We start from the raw sequence: 14161 nt of genomic DNA, 5'->3' as shown, positions 1-14161 counted from the left end.
GCCGGCGCCTGTACGCCCTGTCCGTACGCCCTGCTCGTGCGCCCCGTCCGTACGCGGCGCCCGTACGTCCCGCCCGCGTGCCGCTGTCCGTGCCGTACGCCGGGGCGCCGAACTACGACGCCAAATGCGGTGGCCCGGGTCACAAGGTCTTTGGTCCCGGCAAAGGCGGACCCCATACCCGCCGGTAAGAGAATGGATCTTATGGCGCGGTGATATGCCGCACAGGCGGTTCGCGGCCTCCTAGCCGGAATAGTGGAAATGGAGGCCGGGTCGCTTCCGCTTTCTGGGAGAAGTGGTCGAGGGCCGTGGGAGGGGTGCCGCGTCAAGGGCTGGCCGGGGCGGCAAAACCCCAGGTGGGAGGGGGTATCTGACCAGGGCGACGGTATCCCGCACGGGGCTGTTCGAGGTGTTTGGGAACGGGAGCGGCGGGTAGCAGGCGGTATTTATTTCCTCGGTGGTGAATACGGGGCCGGGTAGTAGAAAGGGGGCTTGGCCGGACCATCCGGAGCGGTTACCAAGGTATGGCGATCCCGGTCCGCAGCCGGGACCCATTCCTTTCTGGAGGTTCTCCCCCGTATGTCGAAGTTCGCCATCCGCCGTATCGAGAAGAAGTCCGCCGTTCGTACCCGCGCCGCTGTCATGGCAGCGGGGATCGGCGTCTCGGTCGCCCTGGGCGCCGGCGTGGCCACCGCGGCCGGCCAGTCCGGTGACGTCGCGCTGACGGGGCTGACCTCCGGCTTCGAGGCGGCGGTCAAGGCGCAGGCCGAGGCTCAGCAGAAGGCGGCCGACGCGGAGAAGAAGGCCGCCGAGGACAAGAAGCGGGCGGCACAGGAGGCCGCCGAGGCCAAGGCCCGCTCCTGGGTGAAGCCGGTGGACTCCTACACGCTGGGCGCCTCGTTCGGGCTGGCCGGCAGCCACTGGTCGCACAACCACAGCGGTCAGGACTTCGTGGTGCCCAGCGGTACGGCGGTGCACGCCGCCCATCGCGGCACGGTGGTCAAGGCGGGCCCCAACGGTGGCGGTGACGGTCCGGCGTACGGCAACGCCATCGTCATCCAGCACGACGGCAACACCTACACCCAGTACGCGCACCTTTCGGGCATCGAGGTCCATGTGGGGCAGAGCGTGGAGACGGGCCAGGAGATCGGCCGCTCCGGCAGCACCGGCAACTCGACCGGCCCCCACCTGCACTTCGAGGAGCGGACGGGTCCTGACTACGGCATGGGCGTGGAGCCGCTGAAGTTCCTGCGGGACCACGGCGTCTCCGTCTAAGCGAGGCCCGCCAAGCCTTCCGGTCCTCCCGGCCCCTCCCGCCCCTCCGGCCCTTCCGCCGCCTGCCGGCCGGCCGGGTTGGCGGTCGTGATCAGCTCGGTGGCGACCTCCAGGATGGCCTTGCGCTTGTCCTCGGGGTCGCCTTCGATGTGCTGCATCGCGAACATTCCCGCGTGCATGGAGAAGAGCGCCGTGATGCAGCGGACCTGATCGGCCAGTTCCGCCCCGGGCTCCTTGAGGAGTTCGAACAGGGTGAGCATCCGCTGTTTGAAGGACTCGCCGATGCTCAGGTCGCGGACCGTGGCCTGGTTCTCCTGCATGAAGCGGAAAAGGGGAGCCGCGGTACTCAGCGCGTCGCTGTAGCGGCGGATGAGTTCCTTCTTGGTCTCCAGGGTGCGTGGCTGCTCCTGGCCCCACTCGATCAGCTCGTCGATGGGCCGGGTCAGATCCTGGAAGAGCCCGATGAGGATGTCTTCCTTGGTCTTGAAGTGGTAGTACAGCGCCGCCTTGGTGACATCGAGCTTCTCCGCGATCTCGCGCAGCGAGGTCTTCTCGTACCCGTGCTCCGCGAAGAGCTCCAAGGCGACGTCCTGGATGCGCTGGCGGGTGTTGCTCCTGCGCGCCTGCGGTGTGGCCATGGTGCTCTCTCCTGCGTGGTCGGTCCTGGTCGGCGGCGCCTGTGCATAACTTACTTGACGCCCGGCTAGTTGCCGGTCTACCTTTCCGCACTGTACTGAACTAGCCGGGCGGCAAGTAAGTGGGAGTGATGGGGATGTCGCAGCAACAGGCGACCCCAGTGGGGGACATAACGGGGGAACCGGCGAAGACCGGGGGTAAGGAGGGCAAGCAGCCTGCCAGCGTACGCATGGTGCTTTTCGCGCTCATGATCGCGATGCTGCTCGCCATGCTGGACAACATGATCGTGGGCACCGCGATGCCCACGATCGTCGGTGAGCTGGGCGGGCTGAACCACCTCTCCTGGGTGGTCACCGCGTACACACTGGCGACCGCGGCCTCGACCCCGATCTGGGGCAAGCTCGGTGACATGTACGGACGTAAGGGCGTCTTCCTCACGTCCATCGTGATCTTTCTGATCGGCTCCGCGCTGTCCGGCATGGCGCAGGACATGGGCCAGCTCATCGGCTTCCGCGCCGTCCAGGGCCTGGGCGCGGGCGGTCTGATGGTCGGCGTCATGGCGATCATCGGCGACCTGATCCCGCCGCGGGACCGCGGCAAGTACCAGGGCATGATGGCCGGTGTCATGGCCATCGCGATGATCGGCGGACCGCTGGTCGGCGGCGCGATCACCGACCACCTCGGCTGGCGCTGGAGCTTCTACATCAACCTGCCGCTCGGCGCGATCGCCCTGGTCGCGATCACCGCCGTACTGCACCTGCCGAAGAAGCGCGCGCAGGCACGCGTGGACTACGTGGGCGCCGCGCTGCTGACCATCGGCATCACCTCGCTGGTCCTGATGACCACCTGGGGCGGTACGGAGTACGACTGGGCGTCGGCGCAGATCCTGGGGCTCGGCGCGCTGGCCGTGGTCGCTCTCGTGGCGTTCGTCCTGGTCGAGCGCAAGGTGAGCGAGCCGGTGCTGCCGCTGCACATCTTCCGCAACGGCAACTTCTCGCTGATCACCGTCGTCGGCTTCCTGGTCGGCTTCGTGATGTTCGGGTCGATGACCTTCCTGCCGCTGTTCCAGCAGATCGTCCAGGGCGCCTCGGCCACCAACTCGGGTCTGCTGCTGCTGCCGATGCTGCTCTCCATGATGGCCGTCTCGCTGGTCGCGGGCCGCATCACCACCAACACGGGCAAGTACAAGATCTTCGTGGTCGGCGGCGGTGCGCTGGTGACGGCCGGACTCGCTCTGCTGTCCCTGATGGACGTGGGCACCACCCGCTTCACCTCGGGTGTGTACATGGCGGTGCTCGGGGCCGGCATGGGCTTCCTGATGCAGACCACGATGCTGATCGCGCAGAACAGCGTCGAGATGAAGGACATGGGCGTCGGCTCCTCGTCCGCCACCCTCTTCCGTACGATCGGCGGCTCCTTCGGCGTTGCGATCTTCGGCGCGATCTTCACCGACAAGGTCCAGGCCGTCATGCAGCAGCGCGTCGGCGCCGGCGGGGCCTCGATGACCGGCGGCGGTGCCCAGCTCGACCAGGCCGGCCTGGCCAAGCTGCCGGCCGCGATCAAGGACGCCTACCTCCACGCGGTCTCCGACGGCACCCACCTGGTCTTCGTCTGGGGTGCGGCGATCAGCGTGATCGGCTTCATCCTGGCCTGGTTCCTCAAGGAGGTCCCGCTGCGCGGGGGCCCGGCCAAGCCGGCCGGGAGCACGGAGGCCGTCTGATCCGGCACCGGGCTCATGGCCGAGCGGCCCCCGGGCGCGTACGTCACGTACGCGCCCGGGGGCCGCTGTCCGTGGTGCCCGCCGGCATGGTGGCGTGATCGGACCACCGGTGGGGTTCAGGGGCGGTTGGGGAGGTGGAGGACGGGGAAGCTGCCGGTGTCGGTGGGGGCGTTTTCGGGGAGCCAGAGCACGGAGACGGCGCCGGTGCTGCCGTCGGTGAGTTCGTCGGCGTTGCGGAAGGTCAGGCGGGCCCCCAGGACGCGGGCCTGGCCGGCGGCGATGGTCAGGCCCAGGCCGTGGCCGCGGCCGGCGCGGTCGCTGCTGCCCGTACGGAAACGGCTGGGGCCCTCGCGGAGCAGGGCCTCGGGGAAGCCGGTGCCGTGGTCGCGGACACGGATGACGCGGCCCTCGACGGTGACCTCGATGGGCGGCTTGCCGTGGCGGGCGGCGTTGGCGATCAGGTTGCCCAGGATGCGTTCCAGGCGGCGCGGGTCGGTGCTGACCTCCGCGTCCCGTACGACGTCGATCGTGACGTCGGGGTTCAGGGCCCGTACGCGCCGGGTGACGAACTCGCCCAGCGCCACGTCCTGGAGTTCGGCCCGTTCGGCGTACCCGTCCAGCCGCGCGACTTCCAGCACGTCCTCGACGAGGGTGCGCATGGCCTGGGCCCGGTCCCGTACGAGTTCCGAGGGGCGGCCCGGCGGCAGCAGCTCGGCCGCGGTGAGCAGGCCGGTGACCGGTGTCCGCAGTTCGTGGGCGATGTCCGCGGTGACCCGGCGCTCGGCCTCGATGCGCTGCTGGAGCGCGTCGGACATGGCGTCCACCGCCCAGGCCAGGTCGTCGGTCTCGTCCCGGACGCGTCCGCCGACCTCGTCCCTGATCCGTACGGAGGTGTCGCCCTCGGCGAGCTTGCCGGCGGCGGCTGCGGCCTTGCGCAGCCGCTTGGAGAGCCGTCCGCCGACCAGCACGCCCAGCGCGCAGCCGCCGACCACGACCGCGGTCGAGCCGATGACCAGTGCCTGGTCCAGGTCGTCCAGGACGGCGAAGCGGTCCGGGAAGTGGTCGTGGATGGACAGCACCCGGCCGTTGCCCAGCGGGGAGGCGGCCCACACCTCGGGGGCGGTGTGCCCGGTGTCCTGGAGGTAGGTGGCGCGCTTGCCCTTGCCGACCTCGGCCCGCAGCGCCTTGGGCAGCGCCGGATCATCGATCTTCGCGCCGAACTGGAGGCGGTTGGTGGACTCGTAGACCCGCTGGGTGAAGTTCAGCCGCTCGGACTGCACGTCCCGGCTGTTGTCGAGCATCGAGACCCGGGCGGCGTTGTGGACGACAAGGCTCAGCGCGACCGCGACCAGCGCTCCGACGAGCGCGATCGCCGCGCTGAGTTTCCATCGCAGCCCTGTACGCAGGACGAGCCTGACCACCGTGGGTGTCAGCCTCTCAGCTTGTAACCGAAGCCGCGGACGGTCTCGATCCGGTCCTGGCCGATCTTGCCGCGCAGCCGCTGGACGTGGACGTCCACGACCCGGGTGTCACCGCCCCAGCCGTAGTCCCACACCCGCTCCAGCAGCCGGTCGCGCGAGAGAACCGTACCGGGCGCGTCGGAGAACTCCAGCAGCAGCCGCATCTCGGTGGGCGTCAGCGCGACGGGCTCGCCGCCCTTGCGCACCTCCATGCCCTCGGTGTCGACCTCCAGATCGCCGAAGCGCAGTACCGCCCCGGCCCCGCCGCCCGCCTCGCCGGCCGCGGCGCCCGAGCCCTCCGGGCCGCTGGCGTGCCCGAAGCGCCGCAGCACCGCGCGGATACGGGCGACCAGTACGGCGCCGTCGAACGGCTTGGTGACGTAGTCGTCGGCGCCGGCCTCCAGGCCGAGCACCACGTCGATGGAGTCGGCCCGCGCCGAGAGCATGATCACCGGAACGGTGGACTCGTCACGGATCCGGCGGCACAGACTGACGCCGTCCAGGCCGGGCACCATGACGTCCAGCAGCGCGATGTCCGGGCGGTTCGCCCTGAACGCCTCCAGGCCCGCCAGCCCGTCGGGCATGGCGGTGACCACGAAGCCGTCGCGCTCCAGGGCGAGCTGCGTGGCCTCGCGGATGACGTCGTCGTCCTCGACGAAGAGGACATGGGTGTCGGCCATGCGGTGTCTCAACCCTCCGTTTCCGCGCCGTCCTCGGCCGCGGGACCGCTTTCGGACGCGGGCTCGTCGTCGTTGTTGTCGTCGGTGGCGCCGACCTTGCTGTAGTCGGTGTGGTGCCGGGCGTACTCCACGAACCGGCCGCCCTTCCAGTGGTAGGTCATCACATCCTCACCGGAAGCACAGCACACCTTGTCACCCGTGTCATACGTCTGCTCGGAGACCTCCAGCTCTCCTTTGCTGACGCCCGCGGAGACCGACGGCTTCTCATTGGTGAAGACATTGTCGTACGAATCGCCGTTGCTGCGGTAGACGTACGAGCCGATGCCGACGGAGTCCGCGCAGGTCATCACATTGACGATCACATCGGCGACCGTTCCGCCGGTGAGCGAGGCGTAGGTGACCTCCACCGGGTACTCGTCGGCGGCACACGGCTTGGCGAGGGACTTCTTCACCTCGTCGCCGACCTTCGGGTCGTGTCTGACCAACTCGACCGCGTTGACTTTTCTGTACGTCACCGAGGGGGACGGCGACGGGGTCGAGGACTTGACCCCGCTGCCTTTGGGTACGGCGGAACTGCTGGCCGAGCCCTCGGTCCGTACGCCTTCGCCCCCCGGATTGCACCCGGCCAGCAAAAGGCCGATGGCGGCCACCCCCGAGGTGGCCGCTCCGGCTGTGGTCAACCTGCCCCTGGTCAACCTGTTCCTGGTCAAACCGCTCCTGCTCACCGTGCTTGTGGCTAAGCCGCTGGTCTCGGCTCCGGTCAGGCCGCGCACCGCTCCCGCTCCTGCTCGCCGCGCTCCAGCACGCGCGCGTCGATGTCACGGTTCTCCAGCTCCTGGCGCAGCCGGGCCAGCGCCCGGTGCAGCGTGCTCTTGACCGTCCCCGTGGACATGCCCAGTGCCGCCGCGGTCTCCTCTGTGCTCATCTGCTCCCAGTGTCGCAGCACCACGACGCTGCGCTGCTTGGGCGCGAGCACTCCCAGTATGTCCATCAAGAGGGCACGGTCCGCACGCTGTTCGGTGCCGTCGTCCACGCTCGCGTCCGGGAGCTGCTCGGTGGGCACCTCCTCCAGCTTGCGCGCCCGCCACCACTCCGTCCGCGTGTTGATCATGACACGCCGGAGGTAGGCGTCCGCGAGGGACTTGTCGGCGATGCCGTCCCAGCGTCCGTACGTACGGACCAGGGCGGTCTGGAGGAGGTCCTGGGCGTCGACCGGGTCGGGCACCAGACGCCGGGCACTGCGCAGCAGGGCCTCCTGCCGCGTACGCACGTACTCTTCGAAGTCCAGTACCTTGCCGCCGCTGGTCGCCATTCCGACGCCTCCGATCCGCTTGCGATTCCCCACGTTGACCGTGCCGGTGGTCTCCTCCAGCACGGGAGAGACGCTACGGAGGGGGTGTTGCGACGTAATGTGCGTCGGACCCACAGCCAGAGCACGGAAAACCGTCGGTTGTGTAACAGCGGGCCGGGTGTCATACCTGAGACGTACGGGGCGCCGGGGGCATACGTCTTGAGGGGGACGGGCGGCGGAAGGGGCCCGGGCGGGCCCCGCGGAGGGCGTCCGGACCTGCGGAGGGCGTCCGGCCCTGCGCGGCGGACCGGGCAGGGCGGAGCGGATCGGGCAGGGCGGGGCGGGCCCGGCTCCGGGGAGCGGGCCGGGCCCGGGCGGGCTCAGCCCACCGGAAGGCGGTACGTGCTGCCGGGCAGGGGCTCGACCAGGCCGTCCGCCACCAGCCCGTCCAGGGCCCGGGCGCGCTGCACCGGCTCCTCCCACACCGCGTCCAGTACGTGCTGCGGCACCGGCGCCACCGCCTCGCGCAACACGGCGAGCAGCTTCCCGCGCACCTGCCGGTCCGTACCGGCGTACGTCTGGCCGCGCCGCGGCGGGCCGTCGTGCGCGGGCGACCCGGCCAGCCGCCAGGCGCAGCGGGCCGCGATCGGGCAGCGCGCGCACTCCGGGCCGCGGGCGGTGCACACCAGCGCGCCCAGCTCCATCGTGGCCGCGGCCCACTTCGCCGCCGTCGGCTCGTCCTCGGGCAGCAGGGCGCGGGCGAGCTTGCGCTCGGCGGCGGTGGTGGCGTTCGGCGGGAACTGCCGGCCGCTGACCGCGCGGGCCAGGACCCGGCGGACGTTGGTGTCCAGGACGGCGTGCCGCTGCCCGTACGCGAAGGAGGCCACCGCGGCGGCCGTGTACTCGCCGACGCCGGGCAGCGCGAGGAGCGCCGCGTGGTCGCGCGGTACGTCGCCGCCGTGCCGCTCCCGTATGGCACGGGCCGCGCCGTGCAGCCGCAGCGCGCGCCGCGGGTAGCCGAGCCGGCCCCAGGCGCGTACGGCCTCACCGGGCGGCTCGGCGGCCAGGTCGGCGGGGCGCGGCCAGCGGGCCAGCCACTGTTCGTACACCGGCAGCACCCTGCTGACGGGCGTCTGCTGGAGCATGAACTCGCTGACCATCACACCCCAGGCGCCGGCCTCGGGGCGGCGCCAGGGCAGGTCGCGGGCGTGCTCGTCGAACCAGTCGGTGACGGGGCCGTGCAGCAGGGCCGCGTCGGCGGGTCCGCCGGCGGGCGCTGAAGTGGCCGGTGCTGAGGTGGCGGGTGCTGAGGTGGCAGGCATGGAAGTCATCGCACCGTCGATCCTGGCACGGTGCCGCGCCACCAGGAAACACACCAGGCCAGCGGCGCCGCACGCCACCCGCACGCCGGGTTCCGTCCCGTAGGCCGGATGCGGGGGCCGGACGCGGGGCCAAAGGCGCCGACCGGCGCGGTGGCGGTGGCGGACGGTGGTGGCGGACGGCGGTGGCGGACGGCGGTGGCGGAGAATGATCTTCCGCGGCCGGTTCCCGCCGGTGCGCGCCGTTCCACCAGGAGAGTCATGTCAGCCACCCGGCCCAGCATTCTGTACGTCACCGACCTGACCTATGAGGCCCGCGGGCGGCGGTACTGCGACGAGGACATCCTCCTCTCCTCCCGCCTGCGCGAGGACTTCGACGTCGCCCTGTGCCACCCCCTGGACGCCGCCGCGCTGATGGGCGCCCACGACGCGGTCTTGGTCCGTAACAGCGGCCCCGTCCTCGGCTACCAGGACCGGTACGATGACTTCCGCGACCGGGCGCTGAAGGACGGCGTGCGCGTCTACAACCAGCTCACGGGCAAGGCCGACATGCTCGGCAAGCAGTACCTCCTCGACCTCTGCGCCGCCGGGTACCCGGTCATCCCCACCGTCGACCGGGCCCAGGACACCGGCCGGCTGCCCGCGGCCGACGAGTACGTGGTCAAGCCCAAGCTCGGCGCGGACTCCGTGGGACTGGAGATCGTCCCCGGCCGGCGGCTGCCGGACCTGGCGTACGGCGACGTGCTGGTCCAGCCGCGCATCCGCTTCGCGTACGAGGTGTCGTTCTACTTCATCGACCGGACCTTCCAGTACGCCCTGTACGCGCCCCGGCCCGACCGGCGATGGGCCCTGGAGCCGTACCAGGCCGACGCGGCGGACCTGGCCTTCGCCCAGCGCTTCGTCGACTGGAACGACATCGATCACGGCATCCAGCGCGTGGACGCCTGCCGGACCCCGGACGGCGAACTCCTCCTGGTCGAACTGGAGGACCTCAATCCGTATCTGTCCCTGGACCTCCTCGGCCCCGAGGCACGGGACGCCTTCGCGGCCGGTGTGAAGACCTCGCTGCGCGGACTGCTGGAGACCGCGCCCGCGCCCGCCCCCGGCGGGACGGCATGAGGCGCGTACGAACCAAGCTGTGCGCATGAACCAAGATGCGCACATGGACGAGAACACGCGCGGGAGCGGAGCGGAGCCGGCCCGGGAAGAGGGAGAAGAGGGACAGGACGGCGGCGGTGGCTGCCCGCCCGCGCTGCGCCGGGCACTGGCCGCGCACACCACCCTGACCCTCGCCTACACCGACGAGGACGGGCCGCAGGCGTGCGCCGTGCTGTACGCCCCGGTGGACGGCCCGGTGCCGGCGCTGGTCTTCGTCACCGCGGACTCCACCCGGCACGGCCGGGCGCTGGCGGCCTGCGGCCCGGCCGGCGCGCGGGTCGCCTGCACCGCCCAGAAGGACGGGCAGGAGTGGACGGAGCTGACCGGCGTGCAGGGCCGCGGTGTGTGCCGGCGCCTGGAAGGCGCGCGGCGCGCGGCCGGGTGGCAGGCGTACACCGGGCGCTTCCCCTTCGTCACCGCGGACGCCCGGCTGGGCGCGGCGCTGGAGCGCACCGCACTGTGGGAACTGCGCCTGGACTGGCTGCGGTTGATCGACAACGGCCAGGGCTTCGGACACAAGGAGGAGTGGCACCAAAGAGGATGACACAGCCCCAACCAGCCCAAGAAACACCCCCCACCAAAGCTGATGATGCTAAAAGTTGCCGCTTTGTGCGGCGGGTACTGACCTGTGTGACAGGTGATCTCTCGTAGAGTTTCCGCGTGGGATCTCTGCGCAATCCGATCGGGCCGCTTCCCTCCTCCATCTACTGGCGGCGGAGGGCCGTTGCGCTGACCATCGTCGCCCTGGTCGCGCTGCTGGTGGTGTGGGCACTGAACTGGGACGGGACCGACGCCGGAAAGAGCGACGACGCCAAGGGCGGGCGGGGCCCCGGGCCCGCGACGACCATCACGCCGGGACCGAACGAAACCGATTCCGGGATCAGCCGGAAGCCGGGCGGCCGGGACGGCTCGGGGAGCGGGTCCGGCTCCGGCTCGTCCTCCGGGTCGGGCGGTGGCGGCGACGGCGGTACGGGGTCCGGCGGCGGGTCCGGTTCCTCGGCCGGGGTCGGTACGCCCATAGGAGAGGGCTCGGGCGCCGTCGCCGTACAGGCGGGCTCCTCGCTGGCGAACTGCCCCGCCGGTACGACGGAGTTGAAGCTGCGCAGCCTCAAGGACACCTTCAAGGCCGGGGAGAAGCCGACGTTCGAGGTGACGCTGAAGAACTCCGCGGACACCGCCTGCAAGGTCGACCTCGGGCACAGGGCCGCGGTGCTCACCATCACCGAGACCTCCAGCGACAAGCGGGTGTGGGCCTCGGACGACTGCCCCTCGACCAGCGGGGCCGCGCTGGTGCAGGTCCCGGCGGACGGGGTGGTCACGCGTACCGTCGAGTGGGACCGCAAGCCGAGCGCCCCCCGGTGCGCGACACCGGCCGCGGGCACGGTGCGGGCCGGTACGTACCTCGTCGAGGCCAAGGTCGGCGGGCTGACCGCGGTCCGTACGTCCTTCGTGCTGGCCGACGAGGAAGCCTAGGCCCTAGGGCCTGGCCATCCGGGAGTGGGGCCGGCCGCCCGGCCCGGGCGATAACTGCTGGGCACCGTACCGATCTTCGTGGCAGAGTGGTCCGATGAAGACGATCGGGCTGCTCGGCGGCATGAGCTGGGAATCGACCGCGGAGTACTACCGGCTGCTGAACGAGCTGACGCGGGAGCGGCTGGGCGGACTGCACTCCGCCCCGTGCGTGCTGTACTCCGTGGACTTCGCGCGCATCGAACGGCTCCAGGTGGAGGGCCGGTGGGAGGAGGCCGGCGCGCTGCTGGCCGACGCGGCGCGCGCGGTCCAGGCGGCCGGTGCGGACATGGTGCTGATCTGCACCAACACCATGCACAAGGTCGCCGGGCAGGTGGCGGACGCGGTACGGATCCCGCTGCTGCACCTGGCCGACACCACGGCGGACGCGGTCCGCGCGAAGGGACTTCGCCGGGTCGGGCTGCTGGGTACCGCCTTCACCATGGAGCAGGACTTCTACCGTGGCCGTCTGGCCTCCCATGGGCTGGAGGTGCTCGTCCCCGGCGCCGAGGGGCGGCGGCGGGTCCACGAGGTCATCTACGAGGAGCTGTGCGTCGGCGTCGTACGCGAGGAGTCCCGGCAGGACTTCCGGGCCGTCATCGCGGAGCTGATCGCGGCGGGGCGGAAGGCGTCATACTGGGCTGTACGGAGATCGAGCTGCTGATCGGGCCCGAGGACAGCCCGGTCCCGGTCTTCCCGACCACCTATCTGCACGCCGAGGCGGCCGTGAACCTCGCCCTGGCCACCGACGGCCCGTCCGAGGGCCCGGCCGGCGACCACTCGCCCAACGGCCAGCCGTCACCGGCTCTTTCGGCATCGGGTCCCTCGTTTTCCCCGGCCTCGTCATAGCGTCCCCCGCTCCCCGTCCAGTCACTCGTTTTCGCTGTCGGCGTGAAGGCCACACCGCGCGCCCTGCGTGCGGCACGCTCGCGGTATGAGGCTTCTGGTACTGGGCGGTACGGAGTTCGTAGGGGGCGCGATCGTACGCGAGGCGCTGGCACGTGACTGGCGGGTGACGGTCTTCCACCGGGGGCGGCACGAACCGCCGCCCGGTGTGGCGGCGCTGCGCGGGGACCGTACCGACCCGGCCACGCTCGCGGTCCTCAAGGACGGCGAGTGGGACGCGGTCGTGGACACCTGGAAGGAGGCGCCGTCGGCCGTACGGGACACCGCCCGGCTGCTCGCCGACCGGGCCGGCCGCTATGTGTACGTCTCCAGCCGGTCGGTGTACGCCTATCCGGCCGCGGCCGGGCTCGCCGAGGACGGTCCGCTGGTGGACGGCGCCTCGCCCGACGCGGACCGGACCGAGTACGCGCTGGACAAGCGGGGCGGCGAGCTGGCCGCGCTGGCGCACTTCGGGGACCGGGCGCTGCTGGGCCGGGCCGGGCTGATCCTGGGGCCCGGCGAGAACATCGGGCGGCTGCCGTGGTGGCTGGGGCGCATCGCCCGTGGCGGGCCGGTGCCGGCGCCCGGTCCGCACGACCTGGCGCTCCAGTACATCGACGTACGCGACCTGGCCCGCTGGACCCTGGATGCCGTCGAACGCGGGCTGGGCGGTGCCTACAACCTGGTGAGCGAGCAGGGGCACGCCACGATGGGCGAGCTGCTGGAGGCGTGTGTGCGGGTCACCGGCTCCGGCGCGGAGCTGCGCTGGACCGCGCCCGAGAAGATCCTCGCGGCCGGTGTCGAGCCGTGGACCGAACTGCCGGTCTGGCTCCCGCCGGACAGCGAGCTGTACGACACGTTGTTCGGCGGCGATGTGACCAAGGCACTGGAGACCGGGCTGCGCTGCCGGCCGGTCGGTCAGACGGTGGCCGACACCTGGACCTGGCTGCGGGGGCTGGGCGAGCGGGCGCCGCTGCGGCCGGGCCGGCCCGAGGTCGGCCTGTCGGCGGAGCAGGAGGCGGCCTTGCTGGAAGCGTGACCACCGGCGCTCCGCGCGCCCCTTCGCGTACCCCGCTACACGTACCGTTCGAGGATCGAGGACTCCGCGAGGCGGGACAGGCCCTCGCGGACCGTCCGGGCGCGGGCCTCGCCGACGCCGTCCACGGCCTGGAGGTCGTCCACGCTCGCCGCGAGCAGCTTCTGGAGTCCGCCGAAGTGCTCGACGAGGCGCTCGATGACCGCGCCCGGGAGGCGGGGGACCTTCGCCAGCAGGCGGAAGCCGCGTGGCGAGACCGCCGAGTCCAGGGTCTCGGGCGAGCCGCTGTAGCCCAGGGCCCTTGCGACTATGGGCAGTTCGAGCAGCTCGGCGTGGCTGAGGGAGTCCAGCTCGGACAGCGCCTCGGGGACCGTGCGGGAGCGCTTGGCGGTCGGTTCGGGGACGTAGTCCCGTACGACGAGTTCACGCTCGGGCTCCACGCCCGCGATCAGCTCGTCGAGTTGGAGGGAGAGCAGCCGGCCGTCGGTGCCCAGCTCGACCACGTACTCGGCGATCTCGGTCGCGATGCGGCGCACCATCTCCAGGCGCTGGGCGACCGCGGTCACGTCACGGACCGTCACCAGGTCCTCGATCTCCAGCGCGGAGAGCGTGCCGGCGACCTCGTCCAGGCGCAGCTTGTAGCGCTCCAGCGTGGCCAGCGCCTGGTTGGCGCGGGAGAGGATCGCGGCCGACTCCTCCAGGACCCGCCGCTCACCGTCCACGTACAGCGCGATCAGGCGCATGGACTGGCTGACGGAGACGACCGGGAACCCGGCCTGGATGGAGACCCGCTGCGCGGTGCGGTGGCGGGTGCCGGTCTCCTCGGTGGGGATCGAGGCGTCCGGGACGAGCTGCACCCCGGCGCGGAGGATCTTGGTGATGTCCTTGTCCAGGACCAGCGCGCCGTCGAGCTTGCACAGCTCGCGCAGCCGGGTGGCGGAGAACTCCACGTCCAGCACGAAGCCGCCGGTGCACATCGACTCGACGGTCTTGTCGAAGCCGAGCACGATCAGCCCGCCCGTGTTGCCGCGCAGGATGCGCTCCAGGCCGTCGCGCAGGGCCGTGCCCGGTGCCACCGCGCTCAGCGAGGCACGCATCAGCCCGTCGGTGCCGCCGTCCCCGGCCCTGCGGGACGGGGGGCCCCAGCCGGACCTGCCGGGAGACGCTGCCCGGTCGTTGGCTGCCACTGCACTCC

Annotated in this window: 13 protein-coding genes and 1 pseudogene; 7 read left to right on the top strand and 7 right to left on the bottom strand. The window is 71.4% G+C overall.

Annotated elements, in window-relative coordinates; genetic code table 11:
- Positions 1–576 precede the first annotated feature (576 nt).
- On the top strand, positions 577–1272 hold the full coding sequence (locus KGS77_RS14800) for a M23 family metallopeptidase (RefSeq protein WP_242581605.1): 696 nt from the start codon (positions 577–579) through the stop codon (positions 1270–1272).
- Here KGS77_RS14800 and KGS77_RS14795 read toward each other — a convergent pair.
- Positions 1269–1910: a TetR/AcrR family transcriptional regulator gene (locus KGS77_RS14795; protein ID WP_242581604.1), complete on the bottom strand. Its 642-nt coding sequence runs from the start codon at positions 1908–1910 to the stop codon at positions 1269–1271. The genes KGS77_RS14800 and KGS77_RS14795 overlap by 4 nt on opposite strands.
- A gap of 227 nt (positions 1911–2137) precedes the next feature.
- Between KGS77_RS14795 and KGS77_RS14790 the strand changes: the two genes are divergently transcribed.
- The gene (locus KGS77_RS14790; protein ID WP_242581603.1) at positions 2138–3628 is read left to right on the top strand and encodes an MDR family MFS transporter; all 1491 of its coding nucleotides are present in this window, start codon (positions 2138–2140) and stop codon (positions 3626–3628) included.
- Between the two features lie 116 nt (positions 3629–3744).
- Here KGS77_RS14790 and cseC read toward each other — a convergent pair whose 3' ends face one another.
- From cseC to KGS77_RS14765, 5 genes are all read right to left on the bottom strand, one after another.
- Positions 3745–5049, bottom strand: coding sequence for a two-component system sensor histidine kinase CseC (gene cseC / locus KGS77_RS14785; protein WP_242581602.1), 1305 nt, complete (start codon positions 5047–5049; stop codon positions 3745–3747).
- A gap of 8 nt (positions 5050–5057) precedes the next feature.
- The gene (gene cseB, locus KGS77_RS14780; protein ID WP_242581601.1) at positions 5058–5768 is read right to left on the bottom strand and encodes a two-component system response regulator CseB; all 711 of its coding nucleotides are present in this window, start codon (positions 5766–5768) and stop codon (positions 5058–5060) included.
- 8 nt (positions 5769–5776) lie between these two features.
- Positions 5777–6448 (bottom strand): hypothetical protein, encoded by a 672-nt coding sequence (locus KGS77_RS14775; protein ID WP_242581600.1) that lies wholly within the window; start codon positions 6446–6448, stop codon positions 5777–5779.
- Positions 6449–6528: 80 nt separating this feature from the next.
- Positions 6529–7080, bottom strand: coding sequence for a SigE family RNA polymerase sigma factor (locus tag KGS77_RS14770; RefSeq protein WP_136743912.1), 552 nt, complete (start codon positions 7078–7080; stop codon positions 6529–6531).
- A 359-nt stretch (positions 7081–7439) separates the two neighbouring features.
- Positions 7440–8390: an A/G-specific adenine glycosylase gene (locus KGS77_RS14765; RefSeq protein WP_242581599.1), complete on the bottom strand. Its 951-nt coding sequence runs from the start codon at positions 8388–8390 to the stop codon at positions 7440–7442.
- Between the two features lie 249 nt (positions 8391–8639).
- Here KGS77_RS14765 and KGS77_RS14760 point away from each other — a divergent pair, with 249 nt between their 5' ends.
- The 5 genes and pseudogenes from KGS77_RS14760 (at position 8640) to KGS77_RS14740 (ending at position 12969) form a co-directional block, all read left to right on the top strand.
- Entirely contained in the window at positions 8640–9497 is an 858-nt protein-coding gene (locus KGS77_RS14760) for a hypothetical protein (RefSeq protein ID WP_242581598.1), read from the top strand.
- Between the two features lie 43 nt (positions 9498–9540).
- Entirely contained in the window at positions 9541–10080 is a 540-nt protein-coding gene (locus tag KGS77_RS14755; RefSeq protein ID WP_242581597.1) for a pyridoxamine 5'-phosphate oxidase, read from the top strand.
- Between the two features lie 116 nt (positions 10081–10196).
- Positions 10197–11009: a hypothetical protein gene (locus KGS77_RS14750; protein ID WP_242581596.1), complete on the top strand. Its 813-nt coding sequence runs from the start codon at positions 10197–10199 to the stop codon at positions 11007–11009.
- A gap of 94 nt (positions 11010–11103) precedes the next feature.
- A pseudogene (locus KGS77_RS14745) lies at positions 11104–11789 on the top strand (aspartate/glutamate racemase family protein); the annotation flags it as partial.
- 190 nt (positions 11790–11979) lie between these two features.
- On the top strand, positions 11980–12969 hold the full coding sequence (locus tag KGS77_RS14740) for an NAD-dependent epimerase/dehydratase family protein (protein WP_242581595.1): 990 nt from the start codon (positions 11980–11982) through the stop codon (positions 12967–12969).
- A 35-nt stretch (positions 12970–13004) separates the two neighbouring features.
- On the opposite strand, the gene disA is transcribed toward KGS77_RS14740, so the two are convergent.
- The gene (gene disA, locus KGS77_RS14735; RefSeq protein ID WP_242581593.1) at positions 13005–14153 is read right to left on the bottom strand and encodes a DNA integrity scanning diadenylate cyclase DisA; all 1149 of its coding nucleotides are present in this window, start codon (positions 14151–14153) and stop codon (positions 13005–13007) included.
- Between the last annotated feature and the right edge of the window lie 8 nt (positions 14154–14161).

This window comes from Streptomyces sp. MST-110588, assembly GCF_022695595.1.
Lineage (GTDB): Bacteria > Actinomycetota > Actinomycetes > Streptomycetales > Streptomycetaceae > Streptomyces.
The sequence above is the reverse complement of the archived record's forward strand: the minus strand, read 5'-3'. Positions and strand labels throughout refer to the sequence as shown.

Excerpts from the sequence above, each read along its gene's own strand:
- KGS77_RS14795 (WP_242581604.1), bottom strand. The coding sequence starts at position 1,910 with ATGGCCACACCGCAGGCGCGCAGGAGCAACACCCGCCAGCGCATCCAG.
- KGS77_RS14765 (WP_242581599.1), bottom strand. The coding sequence starts at position 8,390 with ATGACTTCCATGCCTGCCACCTCAGCACCCGCCACCTCAGCACCGGCC.
- KGS77_RS14770 (WP_136743912.1), bottom strand. The coding sequence starts at position 7,080 with ATGGCGACCAGCGGCGGCAAGGTACTGGACTTCGAAGAGTACGTGCGT.
- KGS77_RS14740 (WP_242581595.1), top strand. The coding sequence starts at position 11,980 with ATGAGGCTTCTGGTACTGGGCGGTACGGAGTTCGTAGGGGGCGCGATC.
- KGS77_RS14760 (WP_242581598.1), top strand. The coding sequence starts at position 8,640 with ATGTCAGCCACCCGGCCCAGCATTCTGTACGTCACCGACCTGACCTAT.
- KGS77_RS14800 (WP_242581605.1), top strand. The coding sequence starts at position 577 with ATGTCGAAGTTCGCCATCCGCCGTATCGAGAAGAAGTCCGCCGTTCGT.
- cseB (WP_242581601.1), bottom strand. The coding sequence starts at position 5,768 with ATGGCCGACACCCATGTCCTCTTCGTCGAGGACGACGACGTCATCCGC.
- KGS77_RS14755 (WP_242581597.1), top strand. The coding sequence starts at position 9,541 with ATGGACGAGAACACGCGCGGGAGCGGAGCGGAGCCGGCCCGGGAAGAG.
- KGS77_RS14790 (WP_242581603.1), top strand. The coding sequence starts at position 2,138 with ATGGTGCTTTTCGCGCTCATGATCGCGATGCTGCTCGCCATGCTGGAC.